Below are 17,649 nucleotides of genomic sequence, written 5' to 3'. Positions count from 1 at the left end.
TGTCTCCGGTGCTTCCCGACGGACGCACGACGACCGGCGGGAGACGGTGGCCATCGCGTCCAGGTGGTGTTCGAAATTCCAGCCGGGCGCGCGACGCGCATCGCCGGACGGGCCTCGCGGGCGGCGTCCGGTGCGACGGGGAGGTCCTCCGCCGCGTCCTAGCGGGCGGCGTCCGGTGCGACGGGAAGGTCCTCCGCCGCGGCACCGGACGTGCGGCGCTCGACGAGGGTCGTGGGAATGACGACCGTCTTGGGGCGCGACGTGTCCCCCGCGATGCGCTTGAACAGCAGTTCGGCGCCGATCCTGCCGATGGCACGCACGTCGTAGGAGACAACGGTCAGTGGACGCGCCATCAGACCGGCGGCCTCGAAGTCGTCGAAGCCGACCACGTCCAGGTCCTGCCCCAGCCGGTTCAACGCACCGAGGGCGCCGAGGGTGATCCGGTTGTTGAGGGCGAAGAGCGCGGTGGGCGGCTGCGGCGCCGAGAGCATCCGCTCGACCGCGGCCTCGGTGTCGCGCAGTGTGTGCAGGCCGTACCGAATCAGGTCGGGCCGGTACGGCAGCCCGGCCCCCTCCAGCGCGCTCTCGGCGGCCGACAGCCGCTCGGCCATGGGATGGATGCTCAGCCAGTCCGACAGCACGCCGATCCGCTCATGACCGCGGGCCACCAGGTGCTCTGTCGCGGCCCGCGCACCCGCCGCGTTGTCGATGAGCACGGTGTCGGCGCGCAGGTTGGTGGGCGGGCGGTCGAGGAAGACGGCCGGGGTGCCCATCTCCATCTCGGCGCGCAGGTAGACGTGGTCGGCGGTGCTGCCGGCGGGCACGACCAGCAGCCCGTCGACCCGGTGCTCGCACATCTGCAGCAGGAGCTTGCGCTCGCGGTCGGCGTCCTCCTCCGAACTGGCCGTGATCAGCAGCGTGTCGTGTTCCAGTGCGCACTGTGCCGCGGCAGCGGCGATGCCCGCGTAGAAGGGGTTGGCCAGATCCTCGATGAGCAGTCCGACCGTCGCCGACGTACTGCGCGAACGCAGGTCCCGAGCCCTGTTGTTGCGCCGGAACCCCAACCGGGTCACCGCGGCCAGCACGCGCTCGGCCAGCTCCGGGTCGACGGTCGGCACGCCGTTCACCACGCGCGAGACGGTCTTGAGGCTGACGCCTGCCTCGCGTGCGACGTCGACCATCGTCGGGCGCCGCGGCCCGGCCGTGCTCGGACCCGGTGTACTCATGGACGGAACGCTCCTCCCGGCGACATGGCGCTGTGAGGGTGCCAACGTTGTCTCGCTGGGCAACCGCACAGCCGCCGAGGTCCCGCGGGTCACCCTACGCCATTGCCACCCTCCGCTTCGATGGGCCTGATCCCGAGCGTGAAGCTTGCCGGAACCGCGGCCAGGTGATGCCGTGGCTGGACGGAAGCCCCGCACGAGCCGCTGCCGAGGCCGTGGTGTTCGAGGTCGAGGTTGAGGTGGACGAGTGCGTCGGGCTCCAGGCCGACGGTGTGGGCCGCACTCTGCAACGCCTGTGTGGACCAGGGTTTCGCGGTCAGGTCGAACCACGGGCTGCCGGTGATCTCGATGCCGCCGGTGCCGTTCCCGCCGGGACGGGAGCGGGTGAGGCGGGCCCACCGGAGGTGTCTTCGGTTGCCGTTCTCCTGCGGGCGCACGTAAGGGGTCTGCATGGCTTCGACGGTGCTCTCGTACCGTCCGACCCGCACCGCGGTGTCGCTGTCCCGGTAGGCCTCACCGGGTCCGAGGCCGAACCAGGTGACCTGGTCGAACTCTCCCGGCAGGGTCATCGCGACGCCGAGCCTGGGCAGCGGGACGGGCCACGGCCGCGTCGGTGCGGTGTCGACGGTCAGCACAAACCGGTTCCCGTCCTCGGCACTCCAGTGATAGTCGGCGATCAGGGCGAGGTCCGAGCCCGCCGGGGAGATCCTGGTCCGTACGGTGATCCCGTCGTCGTCGGTCTCGACCCCCAGGACCTTGTGCCGCAGGCGGTCCAGTCCGGCCTGCTGCCATGCCGCGCCCAGCGGTGAGAACCGGTCGTTGTCGATCGGCGCCCGCCACACATCGACCCGGGGCCCGCGCACGGGCAGTCCGCCGAGGCGGACCAGGGTTCCGCTGATCGCGTCGAACCGGGCGGCGCCCAGCGTGATCGTGCGACCTTCGCGGCGCGGTGCCACGACCCGGCCGCCGCCTCCGCGTGCCGGTGGGGCCTGGGGCAGAACGCCCTGCGACGCGCTGTCGGCACCCAGACCGATCTGGGTCCAGGCGACCGTGTGACCCATGTCGGCCCAGGGTTCGTTCGCGGCGAGTTCGGCTCTCACGGTCAGCCAGAGCTCTCCTGGCCCGGCCGTTTCGACGGCCTTGGCCAGGGCGTCGGGCCGATCGACACGGTCCTGCGCACCGGGCCCGATCACCGGTACGTCCCACTCGCCCTCGGCCACGGGGACACCCTCCGCCTCCAGGCTCCAAGCCCACCTGAGATATCCGGTGTCACGTGTGTGGTGGAGGTTGCGGATCACCATGGTCCGGCCCGGCACGGCCTCGATCCTGACCGGTTCGATGACTTTCGCGTACTCCAGCAGGCCCGGCGAGGGGGTGCGGTCCGGGAACAGCAGCCCGTCGATGACGAAGTTGGCGTCGTGAACGGGCTCCCCGAAGTCCCCGCCGTAGGCGTGATACAGGGTTCCCCCGTCGTCCCGCCGTGCGATGCCGTGATCGATCCACTCCCAGACGAAGCCTCCGGCCAGTCGCGGATTCGCCTCGAACAGCTCCTGGTACTCCCGCAGTCCGCCGGGCCCGTTACCCATGGCGTGCCCGTACTCGCACAGCAGCAACGGCATGGCGCGCCGCCGCGCGTCGTTCGCGGGGTCGCCGGTCAGCGGTTCCTGTCCGCACGCGATCGCCGCCACCGTGGAGTGGTCCGGGTACATCACCGAATAGAGGTCGGTGCACACGCAGTTGTCCCAGTCGCCCTCGTAGTGGAGGAGGCGGTCCGGGTCCCGGTCGCGGATCCATGCGGCCATGGCCGCCAGGTTCGCCCCGGTTCCCGACTCGTTGCCCAGCGACCAGATCACGACGCTGGGATGGTTCTTGTCCCGTTCCACCATCCGCTCGGCCCGGTCGAGCAGCGCCGCCCGCCAGGCGGGGTCGGCACCGGGGTTGCTCCGCCAGGCGTTCTTCGAGAAGCCGTGTGTCTCCAGGTCGCATTCGTCGATCACCCAGAGCCCGTACTCGTCGCACAGGTCGAGGAAGGCCGCGTCCGGCGGGTAGTGGCTCGTTCTGACGGCGTTGATGTGATGCTGTTTCATCAGCAGCACGTCGGCGAGCATCGTCTCGTGTGTCAGCGTCCGTCCGGTGACCGGATGCCATTCGTGCCGGTTGACGCCTCGGAACAGCAGTGGCTTGCCGTTGGCGGTCAGCACGCCGTCCTCGACCGCGATCCGCCGGAAGCCGATCCGGATCGGCACCCGTTCCGTCGCTGTCGTCAACTCGCCCCGGTAGAGGTGAGGTTGTTCGTCGCTCCAGGGCGTGACACCGGTCACGGCGTGCGGTCCGGCCGGGTCGGCGTCGACGAGCCCGAGTTCCGGGACGGTGAGCCGGGCCGTGCCCTCGACGTCGATGCGCAGCGTGCCCCCGCCCGTGTGGTGGTCGTAGTCGGCGTGGACGAAGAAATCGGCGATGCCCCCGGCGGGCCGGGCCAGCAGCCGCACCGAGCGGAAGATCCCCGACAGCCACCACATGTCCTGGTCTTCCAAATAGGTCCCCGCGGACCACTGGTGCACCCTGACCGCCAGTACATTGCGTCCGGGGCGCAGCACGTCCGTGACATCGAACTCGGTCGGCAGCCGGCTGCCCTTGCCGTCGCCCAGCCGCGTCCCGTTCAGCCAGACCGCGAAGCACGAGTCCACACCCTCGAACCTGAGGACCGCCGCTCCCCCGCCGGTGAAGCCCCCTTCGGCCTCGAACTCCCGGCGGTACTCCCCCGTCGGGTTGTCGTCGGGCACCCGGGGCGGGTCGAGCGGGATCGGGTACGTGATGTTCGTGTAGGCGGGAGTGCCGAACCGGGTGGGCCCTGGCAGACCGTCCATCTGCCAGCACGAGGGCACCGCGATGCGGGTCCAGGCTTCCGCGTCGAACGCGGGGTCCTCGAATCCCGGAGTCAGGTCGTGCAGCCCGGCGGCCAACCGGAAGCTCCATGGGCCGTCCAGTTCGATCGCCGGTGCGTCGGAGCGGAACGACGCACGGGGCCGTGCCCGGCCGTTGCCGGGTGACACGTCCTCGACGTAGGCGTTCGCGGTGCGGAAGCGCTGCGTGTGCTCCATCGGTTCGGCTGTCCCTTCCCTACGTTCGGATCAGTTCGTCCTGGGGGGGCGGCGCGGTTGACGCGCGGACTTCGAGGGTGCTGGGTGTGACGTTCTCGCGTTGCGCCGGGGGCCGTCCGTCCAGGACGTCGAGCAGGATCCGTGCGGCCCGCCGGCCCACGTCGGTACTGTGCAGGCTGACGCTGGTCAGCGCGGGGTCGACGAGTTCCGCGGCCGTGGTGTCGTCGAAACCCGCCACGGATACGTCGGCCGGCAGGGCTCGTCCGTGCTCGCGCAGCCAGCGCATCGCACCGAACGCCATGCTGTCGTTGAAGGCGAAGATCGCGGTGGGCGGCTCGGGTCGCGCCATCAGCCGTCCGGCCGCGGCGTAGCCGGACGCGGCGGTGAAGTCGCCGTGTTCCATCAGGCCGTCGGGGGTCGTACGGCGGGCGTCGGCGAAGGCGCGACGCAGGCCCCGCAGCCGGGCGGCCATGGCGAGCCGGTTCTCCACCGGGCCGTTGACGACACCGATCCGGCGGTGTCCCAGGGCGAGCAGGTGCTGGGTGACGGCATAGGCGCCGCCCTCGTCGTCGGGATGGACGCGGTAGATGTCTTCGTCGGTGTAGCCGATGACGACGGTGGGATAGCCGGCCGACTGCAGCGCGGGCAGCGCCTCCCCGCCGGCCCCGGCCTCCACGAGCAGCCCGTCGACCTGACGGCGCCGGGTGAAGCGCCGGTGGGCCGAGGCCGCGTCGTCGGGCACCTCGGGGGTGGACAACAGCAAGCCGTAGCCCCGGGCGGCGAGTTCCTGGTCCGCTCCCCCGACCAGGCGGATGAGGTGGTCGTTGGAGAACGCGAAGCCGGGGTTGTACGGAAGGACTACGCCGACGACCTCGGTGCGCCCGCTCGCGAGGGCGCGGGCGCCCGCGCTCGGTCGGTAGTCGAGCACACGCATGGCGGAGAGCACCTTGTCCCGAACGCCGTCGGTGACCGTCGGGTCGCCGTTCACCACCCGGGAGACCGTCTGGTGCGAGACACCCGCCTTGGCCGCGACGGTGCGCAGAGTCGGCCGATCGGACACTCAAGGACCCCTAACCAATGACCGTTCACTTGAAGCACATCGGATCATAGGGCTGCCCGTCAGCCAGTGGAAGCAGACTCACATGGATTGACGCACCGCTTGAGCGACTCTATCTTCAACGACGTCAAGTGACCGGTCACTTGACGTTCGACCGACCGGAAGATGCTCACCGAGCAAAGGATCCTGATCATGAGCGACAGGACGCCGGAACGTAACCTCCCCTCACCCGGCAAAGGCGCGGTGACCCGTCGCCAGGCGCTGGCCTACGGCAGGAACGCCGCGATCGCGGCAGGACTGGCCGGCGCGTTGTCCATGGAGAGCGCCGCCACCGCTACGGCGGCCCCTGACGTCACGTCAGGAAGCCTTGTCGCACCGACGACCGCTGCCTCCCCGTCCATCAGCACGTCCGATGTCGTCACCTCTTGGACCGGGAACACGTTCTCCGGGGCCACCGAGTGGGTGCAGAACTTCATCTTCAACATCGCCGTCACCCCCGACGGCGCGGTCTGCACCGTCAGCTTCTGGGACGAGGCCGGCAACTATGCCGGTATCTACAAGGACGGCCACCTCGTCGGGAACTGCAGAGGTGCCAACGGCGACGCGGTCGCGGTCAACCGGGCCTACGCCTACCTCACCGTCGGCAACGGCCTGACCCGCTTCAACCTGAACGGCACCCGCACGTCCTTGACGTTCGACGTGGGCAGCCCGCCGGCCGCAGCGGCCGCTTCGGCGACGCAGGTGGTGGCCACCGACCGGGTGTCCAACCAGGTGAAGGTCTTCGACGCGGCCACCGGGTCGCTCCTGCGGAGCTGGAGCGTCAACAAGCCGGGCGCGGTCGCAATCGACGCCGACGGTGGCATCTGGGTCGTCGAGAACATCACACGAGACACGAACGACGGACATTTCTGGCACGTCGATTCCGCGCATCCGGCGCGGATCCTGCACTTCTCCAACACCGGGACCGCGTTGCCGGGAACCATCAACGGGCCCACGGGCGACTGGATCCCGGCCTCGCTGGCGATCGACGTCCATGGCGACCTACTGGTCGGCGACAACGGGCCGCTCCGTCAGGTGCACACGTACGGCAGCCTGTCCGGGACGCCGGTGCTGGCGCGAAGCCTGGGCCAGGCCGGTGGTATCGGCGCGGGGACTCCGGGCCGCAACATCGCCGACAAGTTCTTCGGCATCACCGGAGTCGGCGGTGACTCGGCGGGCAACGTGTACGTCTCCATGTGCGAGTTCGGGTCGTGGATCCGCAAGTTCGACCCCCTGGGAAACCTGGTCTGGCAGCTCCAGGGGAGCGCCTTCGTCGACGCCGCCGATTTCGACCCGCAGTCCGACGGGCTGGACGTCTACACCAAGCAGTGCCATTACCGTCTCGACGTCACGAAGCCACCGGGGCGCGATGTGGCCTGGCGCGGCTACTCCCTCGACTCCGTCAAGTACCCGCAGGACGCACGCCTGTTCCTGACCGGCCACCAGCACCACGCCGCGTCGCCGTTCCTGCTGCGCAAAAACGGCGCCCTGCACATGTATGTCACCGGCATGTACTCCTCGCATCTGCTCATCTACCGTTTCGAGGGCGAGATCGCCAAACCGTCCGGGGCGTTCTTCAAACAGCACTGGACCGGCGACGACCCCACGTGGCCGCCGTACCAGCCGGCGCAGGGCGAATGGATCTGGCGCGACCTGAGCGGGAACGGGAGGTTCGAAGCCGGCGAATACCTCCAGCCCGGCACCGGCCAGAACTCCCCGGGCAACTGCTGGGTCTGGTTCGTCGACACCAATGGCGACGTCTGGGAGGGCGGGGACCGCAACCTGCGCCGCTATCCCCTGCAGGGCTTCGACGCCCAGGGCAACCCGGTCTACGACTACGCCAGCATGGTCACGATCCCCCTGCCCGCACCGTTCACCACGGTCCGCCGCCTGCACTACGACGTGGACGGCGACGTCATGTATATGGCGGGGTACACGCCCACCGCGCCGTTCGACAACGCCTACTGGAAGGAGTGCGGCAAGGTCCTGGCGCGCTACGACCGTTGGAGCACCGGCAACCGAACGGCGACCTGGACGATGCTCCTGCCCTGGGACACCACGGCGACGCCGGCGGTGACGACGGTGGGCCTCGCGTGGGCAGGCGACTACATCTTCACGGTCGGTGTCCAGACCCGCGGCCAGGTCTGGGTCTGGAGGGCCGGCGACGGAAGCGCCGTCGGCAGCTGGCTCCCCGGCAGCAACGTCGGCGGAGTCACCCGGACCGGGTGGGTCGACATCCCCTACGGCATCTCCGCGGTCCGGCGCTCCACCGGGGAGTACCTGGTCAACGTCGAGGACGATCTCTTCAACAAGGTGCTGCTCTACCGCTGGGTCCCCTGAGCGTCATCCCGATGGCCAGCCCTTTGTACGAGGAGTTGATTGATCAAGGGTTGGTCATGTCTGTACCTGTCACTGCGGCCCTCGCGCACGCGGCCGGACCGGTGACGGGGATCGACATCGCCCGCAACGTCACTCTCCTCCTCGCCCTCGTACTCCTCACACGCCGCCTCGCCAACGAAGCCACGGCAGCAGGAGCAGGGCTGATGTTCCTCATCATCAACCTCATCCTCGGCCGCGCCTGCAACCCCGATGGTTACGCGGCCCACGCCTGGTGGGCCGTTGCCCTCTGCCCCTCCGACAGCATGACTGCGTGGCTGGTTGCTGTCGCCCTGTTCTTACTCGCACTCCTGCTGGCATTTTCACCGACTTCAGCTTCTCGCTGATGTCTCAACCATGTGGAACCCACGGAAGGTGGCCTGCACCGGCCGGCTCTCCTGAGACGGCATCGTCGTCGTCACCCGGGTGCATCAGCTGGTGGGGAGCGTCCGAGAGATCTGCCCGGGGCAGCAGGGCCAGTTCGTCGGCGAAGCCGACCAGCAGTGCGCCGCCGTCGACGGGGGTCACGCTGTGTACCCGGTAGGGGAAGCGCAGGGCGCGGCGAATCCGGGTGTGGGTGTGCAGGTCCCAGGCGCGCACGGTGGCGTCGTCGCCGCCGGTGACGGCGACGGCCCGGTCGTCGAGCGTGGTGACGGCCAGGTCGGCGATCCGGCGGCGGTGGCCGTGCAGCGGCTCGCCGCGCTCCCGGCCCGTCGTGAGGTCCCAGACCCTCGGGTTCGGGTCGTACCCGGCGGTGGTGACTGCGACAGGCGTACCGTCCACGCGGGCCGTAGCGACACGCTCCACCGCGCGGGTGTGGCCCTGCAGCGGCCGGCCGAGCGAGGCGCGGTCGGCCAGGTCCCAGATCCGGACGGTGCGGTCGGCGTGGCCGGTGGCAAGGATGGTGCGGCCGTCGACGGAGATGGCCCCGACCGCTCGTACGCCCCGGTCGTCACCGGTGGCCAGGGGCGGTCCGGTCTCCTGCCGTGCGGCCAGGTCCCAGATCCGGATGGTTCCGGTCCGGGTGCCCACCAGGACGAGGGTCCGACCATCGGCGACAACCGTCGCGAGGGCGGCCGCCTCCGCGTCCCGGCAGTCGAGCGGGGCCCCGAACGTCTCACGGGTCTCCAGGTCGGCGATCCGCACGAGACCGTCCCGGCCCGCGGTGAGGAGCAGGGTGCGCCCGTCCACGACGGCCGTGGCCATGCCCCCGGCCAGGACTGGGCCGGTGTGGCCGGGCAGGGGCTGGGGGGTGCGGGGACGCGCGAGGTCCCAGAGGCCGACCGTCCCGTCGTACCGGCCCGTGGCCACAACCCGGCGGCCGCCCACGGTCGCCGTGGTCAGGGACGCAGTCTCCCGGCCCGGGCCGTCGGCGGCGTCGCCGCCGTGGCGGTCTTCGGTGAGGTGCCACGTACGCAACAGGCCGTCGGAGGCCCGGGCGACCACGACGGGCCGCGCGTCCGAAGTGGTGACCGCCACCCCGCGCACCGGCTGGTCGTGCCCGGTGAAGGCGTCGGCGAGCTGCGCGCCGGTGAGCAGGTCCCACACCCGGAGGGTGTGGTCCCAGCCCCCGGTGACGGCGAGGGTGCGGCCGTCCACGCGGGCGGTGGTGACCGCGCTGACGCGGTGGCCGTGGCCGGTGAGCGGGGCGCCGAGCTGCTCACCGGTGGCCAGGTCCCAGACGCGGGCCGTGTGGTCCTCGCTCGCGGTGACGGCCAGGGCCCGGCCGTCCGCGTGGGTGGTGGCCACGGCCAGGACCGGCGCGGAGTGGCCGGTCAGCGGCCGGCCGGCCGGGCGGCCGCTGAGCAGGTCCCGGACCAGGACGTGATGGTCGTGCTCCCCCGCAGTGACGGCGACCGGGCGGCCCGCCACCCGCGCCGTCGCAACGGCGGTCACCCAGCCCTGGTGTCCCCCGGCGGGCTCGGCGACTTCCCTGCCGGTGGCCGGGTCCCAGACCCGGACCAGCCCGTCCCAGCCACCGCCGACCAGGAGTGTCCGGCCGTCCGCCCGGGCGGACGCCACCGTGGTGAGGCGGCCATGGGCCACGGCGAGCGGCTCGCCCACCGGCTCGCCGGTGCTCAGGTCCCAGGCCCGTACGGTGTCGTCGGGCCCCTGCCGGTCGGTGTTCCAGTGCCGGTCGCGCGCCTCGTGGCCGGTAAGGACGAGTACCCGCCCGCCCGCCTCGACCGACCCCACCACCCGGGCGTCCTGCGGGGCCTTGAACAGGTCCATCGAGGTCCCGTCGAGCACGTCCAGGGCCCGTACCTCGCCGAACGGACCGGTGTCCACGGCGACCAGCCGCCCGTTCCGCACGGCGAGCACCGCGTGCACACCGTCGCAGCGCATCACCCGCACGATCCGCTCGTCGGCCAGCCGTCCCGTCGCCCAGCCCACCCGCCAGGGCGCGGTCGGCTCCCCGGGCGGTGCGGCCGAGGCGAACCGTGCGGCCAGGCCGGGCCACCCGAAGCGGGCCGCCTCCAGGGACAGCAGCTGGGCCCGGCCCACGCCGTCGGCCCCGCTGAGCCGCCGGGCCACCGAGCGGTACACGGTCGCCGTGCGCCGCTCGTCCTCGTCGGCCGGCGGCGGTGCCGTACGCAGCACCTCGCCCGGATCGGCGCCGACCAGGAAGACCATGTCGGTCCACATCACCCGCGCTCCCTCCGTCCGCTCAAACCCGCAGGTTGCGCCGCGCCCGGGCGGGCTTGTGACCTGTCTCGGCGTCCACCGCGAGCACGGTACCGGCGTGCGTGCCGACGTAGACGACTCCGTCGGCGTAGACGGGGTTGGTGCCGCGGCCATCCAGTGCGTGCCGCCACAGGACCACGCCGGCGCTCAGGCTGATCTTGAACAGGCGGCGCCCGTACTTGGTGCTGACGATCCACCCGGACGAACCGCAGATCGCCGGGGACGAGGCGCCATAACGGTTCGGCAGGTGCCAGAGGAGCCCGCCGTCGTTGCCGTCCACCGCGTACACGCCACCGTGACTGTCGCCGACGAAGACCAGACCCTCGGTCAGCGCCGGGGTGTTGTCGACCACGCCCGCCGCTTGCGCGCCCCACAACTGCTCACCGGTGGCGGCGTCGTAGGCGTACAGTTGGCCGGCGCCGGTGCCCGCGCAGACCATGCCGTGCGCGACACTCGGGGTGCAGCAGCTCAACTGGCTCGCGGTGGAGCCCTGGTGCCACAGTTCCTCGCCGCTCACCGCGTCGAAGGCGGTCAACTGGGCCCGCGCACCCTGCACATAGACCCGGCCGTCGGCGACCGCCGCTGCGGCGGCCGACCCGTCGGGCAGCCGCCGCTCCCAGCGCTCCTCGCCGGTCGCCGCGTCCAGCGCGCGGATCCGGGAGGCATCACGCAGCAGGTTGGCCGGGTGGTGGACGACGTAGAGCAGGCCGTCGGCGACCACCGGCGCGCCCGAGTGGCCCACCCGCTGCCGCCAGCGCTCCTGCCCGTCCGCGGCGCCGACCGCGTGCAGCACGCCGGACTCGCCGACGACGTACAGCGTCCCGCCGGCGACCGCCGGCGTCTCCTTCAGGGCACCGACCGCGTCGAAGGACCAACGCGCCGCGCCCGTCACCGCGTCCAGCGCGTAGCAGCGGCCGTCGGAGCAGTTGACGTACACGGTGCCCGCGCAGACGGCCGGCGCGGCGACGACGGCGTCCGGCAGCCGTACGCTCCACGCCTCGAAGCCGGACGGCAGCGTGCCCTTCGGATAGACACCGGTGTGGGCCGGGCCACCGCGGACCATGGTGGACGGTCCGCGGTCGGGCCCGGGCGCCGACTGCGCTCCGGCAGGGGGCACGGCGTCCGATACGGTCCCGCGAACGGGGTCCGCCATCTCACCGCCGGCATCGCCGGGGACCTTCTGCGCCCCCGTACGGCCGTCGCCGACGCCACGGACCGCGGCCGCCGTCTCGCCCCACAACCCCGGGTCCATCACCTCCACCAGGTCGACCAGCGAGCGCAGTTCGGTCAGGACCGCGTTGGCGTCGTCCTTCCCCCTTCGCGGCCCCGCAGGCTCCGCGTAGAAGAGGTAGCCGCCGTCCACCTGCCACTCCAGCCAGCGGCGGTCGTCGGCGAACTCGCGCACGGCCGGGGTCAGCAGCCGCGCCGCCGTCTCCGGGTCCACGCTCTCCACGACGTGGACGGCGTCGTAGACCGGGTCGCCGAGCTCGTACAGATGGCGGTCCGGGCGCTCGGCGACGCGCCGCTTCAGCAGCGGAACGATCGTGTCCACGGCCAGCGAGTGCCGGCTCACCGCGACCAGCGGCAGCACGGCCGGCAGTTGCACGAGGTACACGGTGCGGGCGGCCGAGGGGTCGTCGGTGACACAGTCGAAGACGCTGAACCAGTGGCCGTCCAGGGTGCCGCTCACGGCGTCCAGGGCCATCGCCTTCTCGGCATCGACGCCGAGCGGCCCCGCGCACAACTGCAGGCGTTCGGGGTGCCAGTCCGTGTACGTCCACCCGCGTTCCTTCGCCAGGCGACGCCGCGCTGCGCTGCGGTCCCGCTGATCCTTCTTCCTCGGCATGCCCCACTCCTCTGCCCGCCCAGAGAGCCTACTCGGCCCCAACTCCCCTCGTGGCAAGGGTGTCAGGCCTTGGCCGGGGCTGGCTTCACCTTTCACCTTTGCGGCGTGGACGTGGGTCGTCGGCGTCTTCGTTCGTCGCTTTGCGGGGTCCGTTTCGCCGACTGTGCGCACGTCGGGGCATGGGGTCGGCCGGGTGTTTTTACTACCGGGCGGCCGTCCGGGGCGGGGCGTGAGGATTTCGGTGCTCCGGCCTGCACGAACTGCCCCGGGCTGCGCGAAGTCCCGGCACACCGGGGTGAAGGTGGCGATCGTCGAGGTTCCGGATCGATCTGATCCGGCTGGGGCCGTCGCGGCTGCCCAGCCGGCATCCCAGGACTTGTCGCCGCGTCGGGTTCGCTGAACGGAAGCGGATGTGGGGACGGTGCGGGAGCGGGCCGACGAACTCGGCCCGCTCCCGCGAGGTCAGTCGCCGGCCGGAGTGCCCGTCACCTTCAGGTGACGGACGCGGCCCACGTTGTCGAAGGATCCGAAACCCACCCGGCCCGAGGCGAAGACCGGGTCGGTGGCCGTGATCAGCGGGTTGCGGCTGCCGTCCAGGTAGACGGCGGTCTCACCGGTGTCGGCGCAGTGGGTGAGGCGCACCTTGTGCCATCCGTCGTCCCTGATCGCCGGAGGTGCGCCGAGAGTTCCGTTCCACTGGTCGTCGATGCGCAGCCGGTCGGCGTCGTTGACTGTGAACAAACCGTTGTGCGGGTAGATGGTGTTGTCGCTCGACAAGTGCGCGTACTGGAACCGGGTGTCCGACTGATAGTCCCAGATGAGAATGACGTCACGGTTGGTGATCTCGACGGGGGTGTCGATCCGCACCTCCGCCTCGACGGTGACCGAGGAGTAGCGCGGGCCCGCGGCCAGGACGGCGTACTCGAAGGGGCGGCGCGGGCCCGGGCGGGCGACGCCCGGCTCGGTCATGACCGTCTCCCGTGTGGTGTACGCCCACTTGGCCGGGGTGACCGGCGCCCAGTTGTCGGGCCCGGTGGTGTGGGTGGTGGGGGTGTTGCCGATCTCGCAGTCGGCGAAGGTGCGGGTTCCGGTCACCTTCCAGACCTTGCCGTTGGCCTTCGAGACGATGTACAGGCCGCCGCTGCGGTCGGAGCCGAAGCGCAGGTCGACACGCTGGTCACCGGCGAGGTCGCGCATGGTGACCGTCTTCCCGGTGGACTTGTCGAAGAGCATCAGCTGCTCGAGCGGCGCGAGGCCGGCGCCGCGGCGCATGTCGCGGGTGTCCGCGGCCAGGATCCGGCCGTCCACGAGGTCGCCGAAGATGTACTTTCCGAACAGTGCCGGCGCGTCCTTGCCGCGGTAGACGGAGCCTCCGGCGATGGCGCGACCCACGTCCGACCGGCAGTTCCAGTCGGGTCCCGGGTCGTGGTCGTAGGCGGCGACCGGGTAGGTGTAGCCGTACTGGGCGTCATCGGCGGGGAGAGGGAGGATGCGGGCGCACGGGTCGGTGGTCTTCTTGTCGAAGGCGAAGGGGCCCTCGCGCTCGCTCCAGCCGAAGTTGTCACCGGCCTTGACCTCGTACACCGACTCGATGGCGTGCTCGCCTATGTGGCCGAGATACATACGGTGGCTGCCGCCCGCGTCCCAGCTGAAGCGGTGCGGATCCCGCATGCCTATGGCGTAGATCTCCCCGAGCGGACCGGGCTCACCGACGAACGGGTTGGACTTGGGTATGCCGTACCGGCCGTTGGCGCTGTCACGGCCCGCGGGGTCGATCCGCAGAAGTTTGCCGTGCGGGAGCGTCAGGCTCTGCGGCTCACTGTTGCCGACGCCCTGGCCTCCGTCGCCCACCGCGAGGTAGAGGAGGCCGTAGTCCTCGTCGTGAGGCTTTGCCGTCGGGTTGAAGTCGATCTGCTGAATGCCGTGGACCTGGCCGGTGAAGCCGATACGCAACACCTCGCGACGGGTGCCGTGGAAGACGGCCGCGGAGGGGTCGTCGGCGGTCCACTCAGTGATGATGCCGTGATAGGTGAGGGTGCCGGCCTGCCGGTAATCGGGAGTCTCGGTGGCCTGCGAGGCGAGCTCGGTATGGATGGTGTAGAAGCGCCCGTTCGCTCCGAACTCCGGGTGGAATGCGGCGTACCCGAAGCCCTGACCGAGACCGCGGCCCGAGAAGAAGTGCGGGAATGCCGCCTTGACGTCCAGGTACGGGTGCGGGGTGCCCCCGGAGGTGCGCGTCGCGGCGCCGGGGTCGGTGAGGTACAGGGTGCCGTTGAGGTCGGGGGTCGCCATCCGGCCGGAGCCGTCGGGGAGTTCATTGATGGTGTTGATCCGGGCGTGGCGCATCAGGCGCGGGTCCGTCGGCGCCGGGACCGGTTCCGACTTGGGGAACTGTGCGAACTCCTGCAGGACGAGACCCGTCCTGGACTGGACGGGCTTCTGCGGAATGGGGTCGGTCAGGGCGGCTGTCGCCGCAGCGGGCTCGTCGGCATGGGAAGGAGCGGCGAGACCGCCCAGGGCGAGGGCTGCGCTGACGGCCACGGCCGCCCAGTGCCTTCGGTATGTACGTCGTGACGCCATGCGGGTCCCTTCGGGGTGGCGCGACAAGTAGAGAAAGGACGATCCAGGGGCGAGAACGGTCAGTCGTCCCGCGTCATACGCCGGTACTCCGCCGCCACCGCTCCGGCCGGCACCGGGCGGTCCAGGAACAGGAGGTCGTCCATGCGGCAGTCGCAGGCGTTGTTCTCCCGGGTGTTCTGGGGGAAGCTGCCACCGATCTTGATGCCGCGGGGATCGGTGGGCGAGGCGCGGTGGGGCGCCGGCGTGGTGGCGAGTTCCCAGGGGTCGCCCGGCGTGACGTAGAAGCCGTCCAGGGGCTTGCCGTCGCGGTAGAGGGCGAGGGTGCCGTCGCGGAAGTCGAACGTCGCGGCCAGGTGGACCCATTCACCGCGGGGCAGCAGTTCTTCCCAGGGGGCGTCGGCGGCGAAGGTCTGGGAGGCACCGCTGTCCAGCCGTCTCCCCAGCGCGACCAGCTTCAACTCGCCGTTGACCTGAATGAGTTCGAGCAGCGCGCGCACCGCGTGACCGTCGGAGGTTCCGGACAGTACGCCGGCCAGCCCGATCGCGTTGTAGCGGTCGCTCGGGTTGGCCGTGTTGGAGTTGAGGGCGGGATTGTCGCCCGTCATCTTGAACCAGCCCATGACGGTGGCACCCCGGGCACTGCGGAAGGCCCCGAGGGACGACATGCCCTCGGCGTCCCAGGCACCGGCCTTCCAGTCGTCGTTGCCCGCGGTGGCCGGGTTCTGCTGACGTACCTGCAGAGCGGGTGCAGCGCCCGGGTACGCCTCGTCGGCCACGCGCATCGCGGAACCGCCGTTGATCAGGCTGAGCGTGGTGCCGGAGCGCCCGATGTCCTGCTCGCGACCGGGGTCGGCGGGGTCCGGGTGTCCGAAGTCGTACGCCGCCACGGCCTGGGCTCGCAGCGGAGTGTGGGCGGCCCAGGGGCGGGCCGCCTGGGCCGGAAACGTGGCGGCGGCGAGCGAGGCGGTCGCGGCGAGCGCGGCGACGGCGAGTGAGTAGCGTCTGGTGCGGGGCGGTGTCATACAGCCTCCCAGCGGCAGCGAAGGGGCAGCCGACCGGGGTCTCCCGGACGGCAGAAAGCGCTTTCGTTCGCAGGCAGGGACCATGTAACTCCCTCGTGACGACCCTGACAATGGGCGTGTACTCGCCAATTTTGCGGGCGCCCTTCGGCGGCGGCGCGGACCCCTCGCTGACGAGGATGCAGCCCGCGAGCGGCCCATCGAGGCACAGATATCAAGCAGCTCGCGGCGGTTTACGGGCGGCTCGCACCGAGTCGGGGCGGGTGGGTGAAGCGGTCTGATGGCGCCCACGGCCCCATGGTGTCGGTGTAGACACGGGACAGCGTGGTGATCACTGCGTTGCCCTCGGGGACGAGGTGCTGGGGGTGCAGCACGGCGGCGCCGATGACATAGAAGACAGCGTGCACTGGGTGCAGACGACCCGGCCCGCGGCGATGTCGAGGCGCATCACCATGAGTGCCGGCCCTCTGCGCGCCGAGCGCGTTCCTCGGCGCCCTCTTCGGGTCCGGTCCAGCGGGCACAGCCCTTCTCGATGCACGAGTACGCGTACGTGGTCATCTCGTCGGCGCCGACACCCGTGATGCCGACGACGGCCAGGCGCGACCGGATCGCACGTCTCGCCACGACGACGGGCCTGACCAGCGTCGAGGAGGTATGCGTCATTGTCGGTGAAGACGAGATCAACGACCCGAGCCGCTGCACGACGGAGCCTCTCCTCAGCGGTCGTGAACAGAGATATCCACCAGGTCCAGGCGCGACACACGATCGGTGCCACTCGACCATGGTCCAGAACGACATAGTCGACCGGTCTAGTAAACAGTGTTTGACCAGTCGTACACTCGCGGCATGGGACGGACCAGTGACGCCAAAGAGAAGATCATCAACGCCGCACAGTCGCTCATCGAGTTGCGCGGTTACTCCTCTTTGGGCGTGGCCGAGATCTGCAAGACGGCCGGTGTACCCAAGGGCAGCTTCTACTACTTCTTCGAGTCCAAGGAAGCTCTCGCTCTGGCCGTCATCGACGAGCACTGGGCCGGCCAGAAGCGGGAATGGACAAGCATCCTGAACAGTGACGCAGAACCACTGCACCGGCTGCGGCGGCTTTTCGAGGTGACGGAGTCCGGCCAGCGCGCCGGCCAGCGGAGCTGCGGCACCGTCTCGGGGTGCCTGTTCGGGAACCTCACCCTGGAGATGAGCAATCAGACCGAGACCGTCCGCATCCGACTGCAGGACATCTTCGACGCACAGGTCGAGATGGTCGACTCGGTCATCACCGAGGCTCTTGAACGCCGAGAGGTGACCGTGACGGACACCCTGGAAGCAGCGCGGTCCGTCGTCGCCCAGCTTGAGGGCCAGGTCCTGTTCGCCAAGCTCTACAACAACACCCAACGCCTCAGCCCTCTGTGGGCGAACTGTCTGGCCCTGCTCGGTGCTCGCGCACCGCAGGTGGCTCCGGCCGGCATCTGATGCCCGCCCGGCGCGGCAGGCAGTAGAAGGGGCTGGACGGCAGGCGCCAACGGACCATCAGACCATAGGGGGACGGGGGCGATCGGTCCGAACCGGAGCGGTTTCTGCCAGTGCGGGCTGCCGTCCGGAGACGGTACTCCGCATGACGGTCCTGTGGCGCGGGAAGCCGATCCACAGGAAGGCGGCGGCAACGGCGGCGGCGAGAACCACGAGGACCGCCAGGATCAGGGCCTGGTGGCAACCGTGCCGGGGCAGT

Annotated in this window: 12 protein-coding genes and 1 pseudogene; 3 read left to right on the top strand and 10 right to left on the bottom strand. The window is 70.6% G+C overall.

Annotated elements, in window-relative coordinates; all coding sequences use genetic code 11:
* Window positions 1-158: 158 nt before the first annotated feature.
* The 3 genes from ACIPEK_RS27260 to ACIPEK_RS27250 form a co-directional block, all read right to left on the bottom strand.
* Window positions 159-1,226 carry a LacI family DNA-binding transcriptional regulator gene (locus ACIPEK_RS27260; RefSeq protein WP_402001037.1) on the bottom strand — a complete coding sequence of 356 codons (1,068 nt, stop codon included), beginning with the start codon at window positions 1,224-1,226 and terminating at the stop codon, window positions 159-161.
* A gap of 89 nt (window positions 1,227-1,315) precedes the next feature.
* Window positions 1,316-4,324 (bottom strand): glycoside hydrolase family 2 TIM barrel-domain containing protein, encoded by a 3,009-nt coding sequence (locus tag ACIPEK_RS27255; RefSeq protein ID WP_402001035.1) that lies wholly within the window; start codon window positions 4,322-4,324, stop codon window positions 1,316-1,318.
* A gap of 19 nt (window positions 4,325-4,343) precedes the next feature.
* A complete protein-coding gene (locus ACIPEK_RS27250; RefSeq protein WP_402001033.1) occupies window positions 4,344-5,384 on the bottom strand; it encodes a LacI family DNA-binding transcriptional regulator in 1,041 nt (346 codons plus the stop codon).
* Window positions 5,385-5,573: 189 nt separating this feature from the next.
* Between ACIPEK_RS27250 and ACIPEK_RS27245 the strand changes: the two genes are divergently transcribed.
* Entirely contained in the window at window positions 5,574-7,760 is a 2,187-nt protein-coding gene (locus ACIPEK_RS27245) for a hypothetical protein (protein ID WP_402001031.1), read from the top strand.
* Between the two features lie 56 nt (window positions 7,761-7,816).
* Entirely contained in the window at window positions 7,817-8,143 is a 327-nt protein-coding gene (locus tag ACIPEK_RS27240; protein WP_402001028.1) for a hypothetical protein, read from the top strand.
* Window positions 8,144-8,147: 4 nt separating this feature from the next.
* Here the strand turns inward: ACIPEK_RS27240 and ACIPEK_RS27235 are convergent, their stop codons facing one another.
* From ACIPEK_RS27235 to ACIPEK_RS27205, 7 genes and pseudogenes are all read right to left on the bottom strand, one after another.
* Window positions 8,148-10,442 (bottom strand): WD40 repeat domain-containing protein, encoded by a 2,295-nt coding sequence (locus ACIPEK_RS27235; RefSeq protein ID WP_402001025.1) that lies wholly within the window; start codon window positions 10,440-10,442, stop codon window positions 8,148-8,150.
* 22 nt (window positions 10,443-10,464) lie between these two features.
* Window positions 10,465-12,327 (bottom strand): PQQ-binding-like beta-propeller repeat protein, encoded by a 1,863-nt coding sequence (locus tag ACIPEK_RS27230; protein ID WP_402001022.1) that lies wholly within the window; start codon window positions 12,325-12,327, stop codon window positions 10,465-10,467.
* A gap of 264 nt (window positions 12,328-12,591) precedes the next feature.
* Window positions 12,592-12,700 (bottom strand): annotated as a pseudogene (locus tag ACIPEK_RS27225) (threonylcarbamoyl-AMP synthase); the annotation flags it as partial.
* 89 nt (window positions 12,701-12,789) lie between these two features.
* Window positions 12,790-14,907 carry a PQQ-dependent sugar dehydrogenase gene (locus tag ACIPEK_RS27220; protein ID WP_402001019.1) on the bottom strand — a complete coding sequence of 706 codons (2,118 nt, stop codon included), beginning with the start codon at window positions 14,905-14,907 and terminating at the stop codon, window positions 12,790-12,792.
* 59 nt (window positions 14,908-14,966) lie between these two features.
* Entirely contained in the window at window positions 14,967-15,929 is a 963-nt protein-coding gene (locus ACIPEK_RS27215) for a hypothetical protein (RefSeq protein ID WP_402001016.1), read from the bottom strand.
* 230 nt (window positions 15,930-16,159) lie between these two features.
* Window positions 16,160-16,333, bottom strand: a complete 174-nt coding sequence (locus ACIPEK_RS27210; RefSeq protein ID WP_402001013.1) for a hypothetical protein — start codon at window positions 16,331-16,333, stop codon at window positions 16,160-16,162.
* A 40-nt stretch (window positions 16,334-16,373) separates the two neighbouring features.
* On the bottom strand, window positions 16,374-16,589 hold the full coding sequence (locus tag ACIPEK_RS27205; protein WP_402001010.1) for a hypothetical protein: 216 nt from the start codon (window positions 16,587-16,589) through the stop codon (window positions 16,374-16,376).
* A gap of 183 nt (window positions 16,590-16,772) precedes the next feature.
* Here ACIPEK_RS27205 and ACIPEK_RS27200 point away from each other — a divergent pair, with 183 nt between their 5' ends.
* Entirely contained in the window at window positions 16,773-17,393 is a 621-nt protein-coding gene (locus tag ACIPEK_RS27200; RefSeq protein WP_402001007.1) for a TetR/AcrR family transcriptional regulator, read from the top strand.
* The last annotated feature ends 256 nt before the right edge of the window (window positions 17,394-17,649 follow it).

It is taken from the genome of Streptomyces sp. NPDC088246, from assembly GCF_044741025.1.
GTDB lineage: Bacteria > Actinomycetota > Actinomycetes > Streptomycetales > Streptomycetaceae > Streptomyces.
This window is presented reverse-complemented; position numbering and strand designations above follow the sequence as displayed.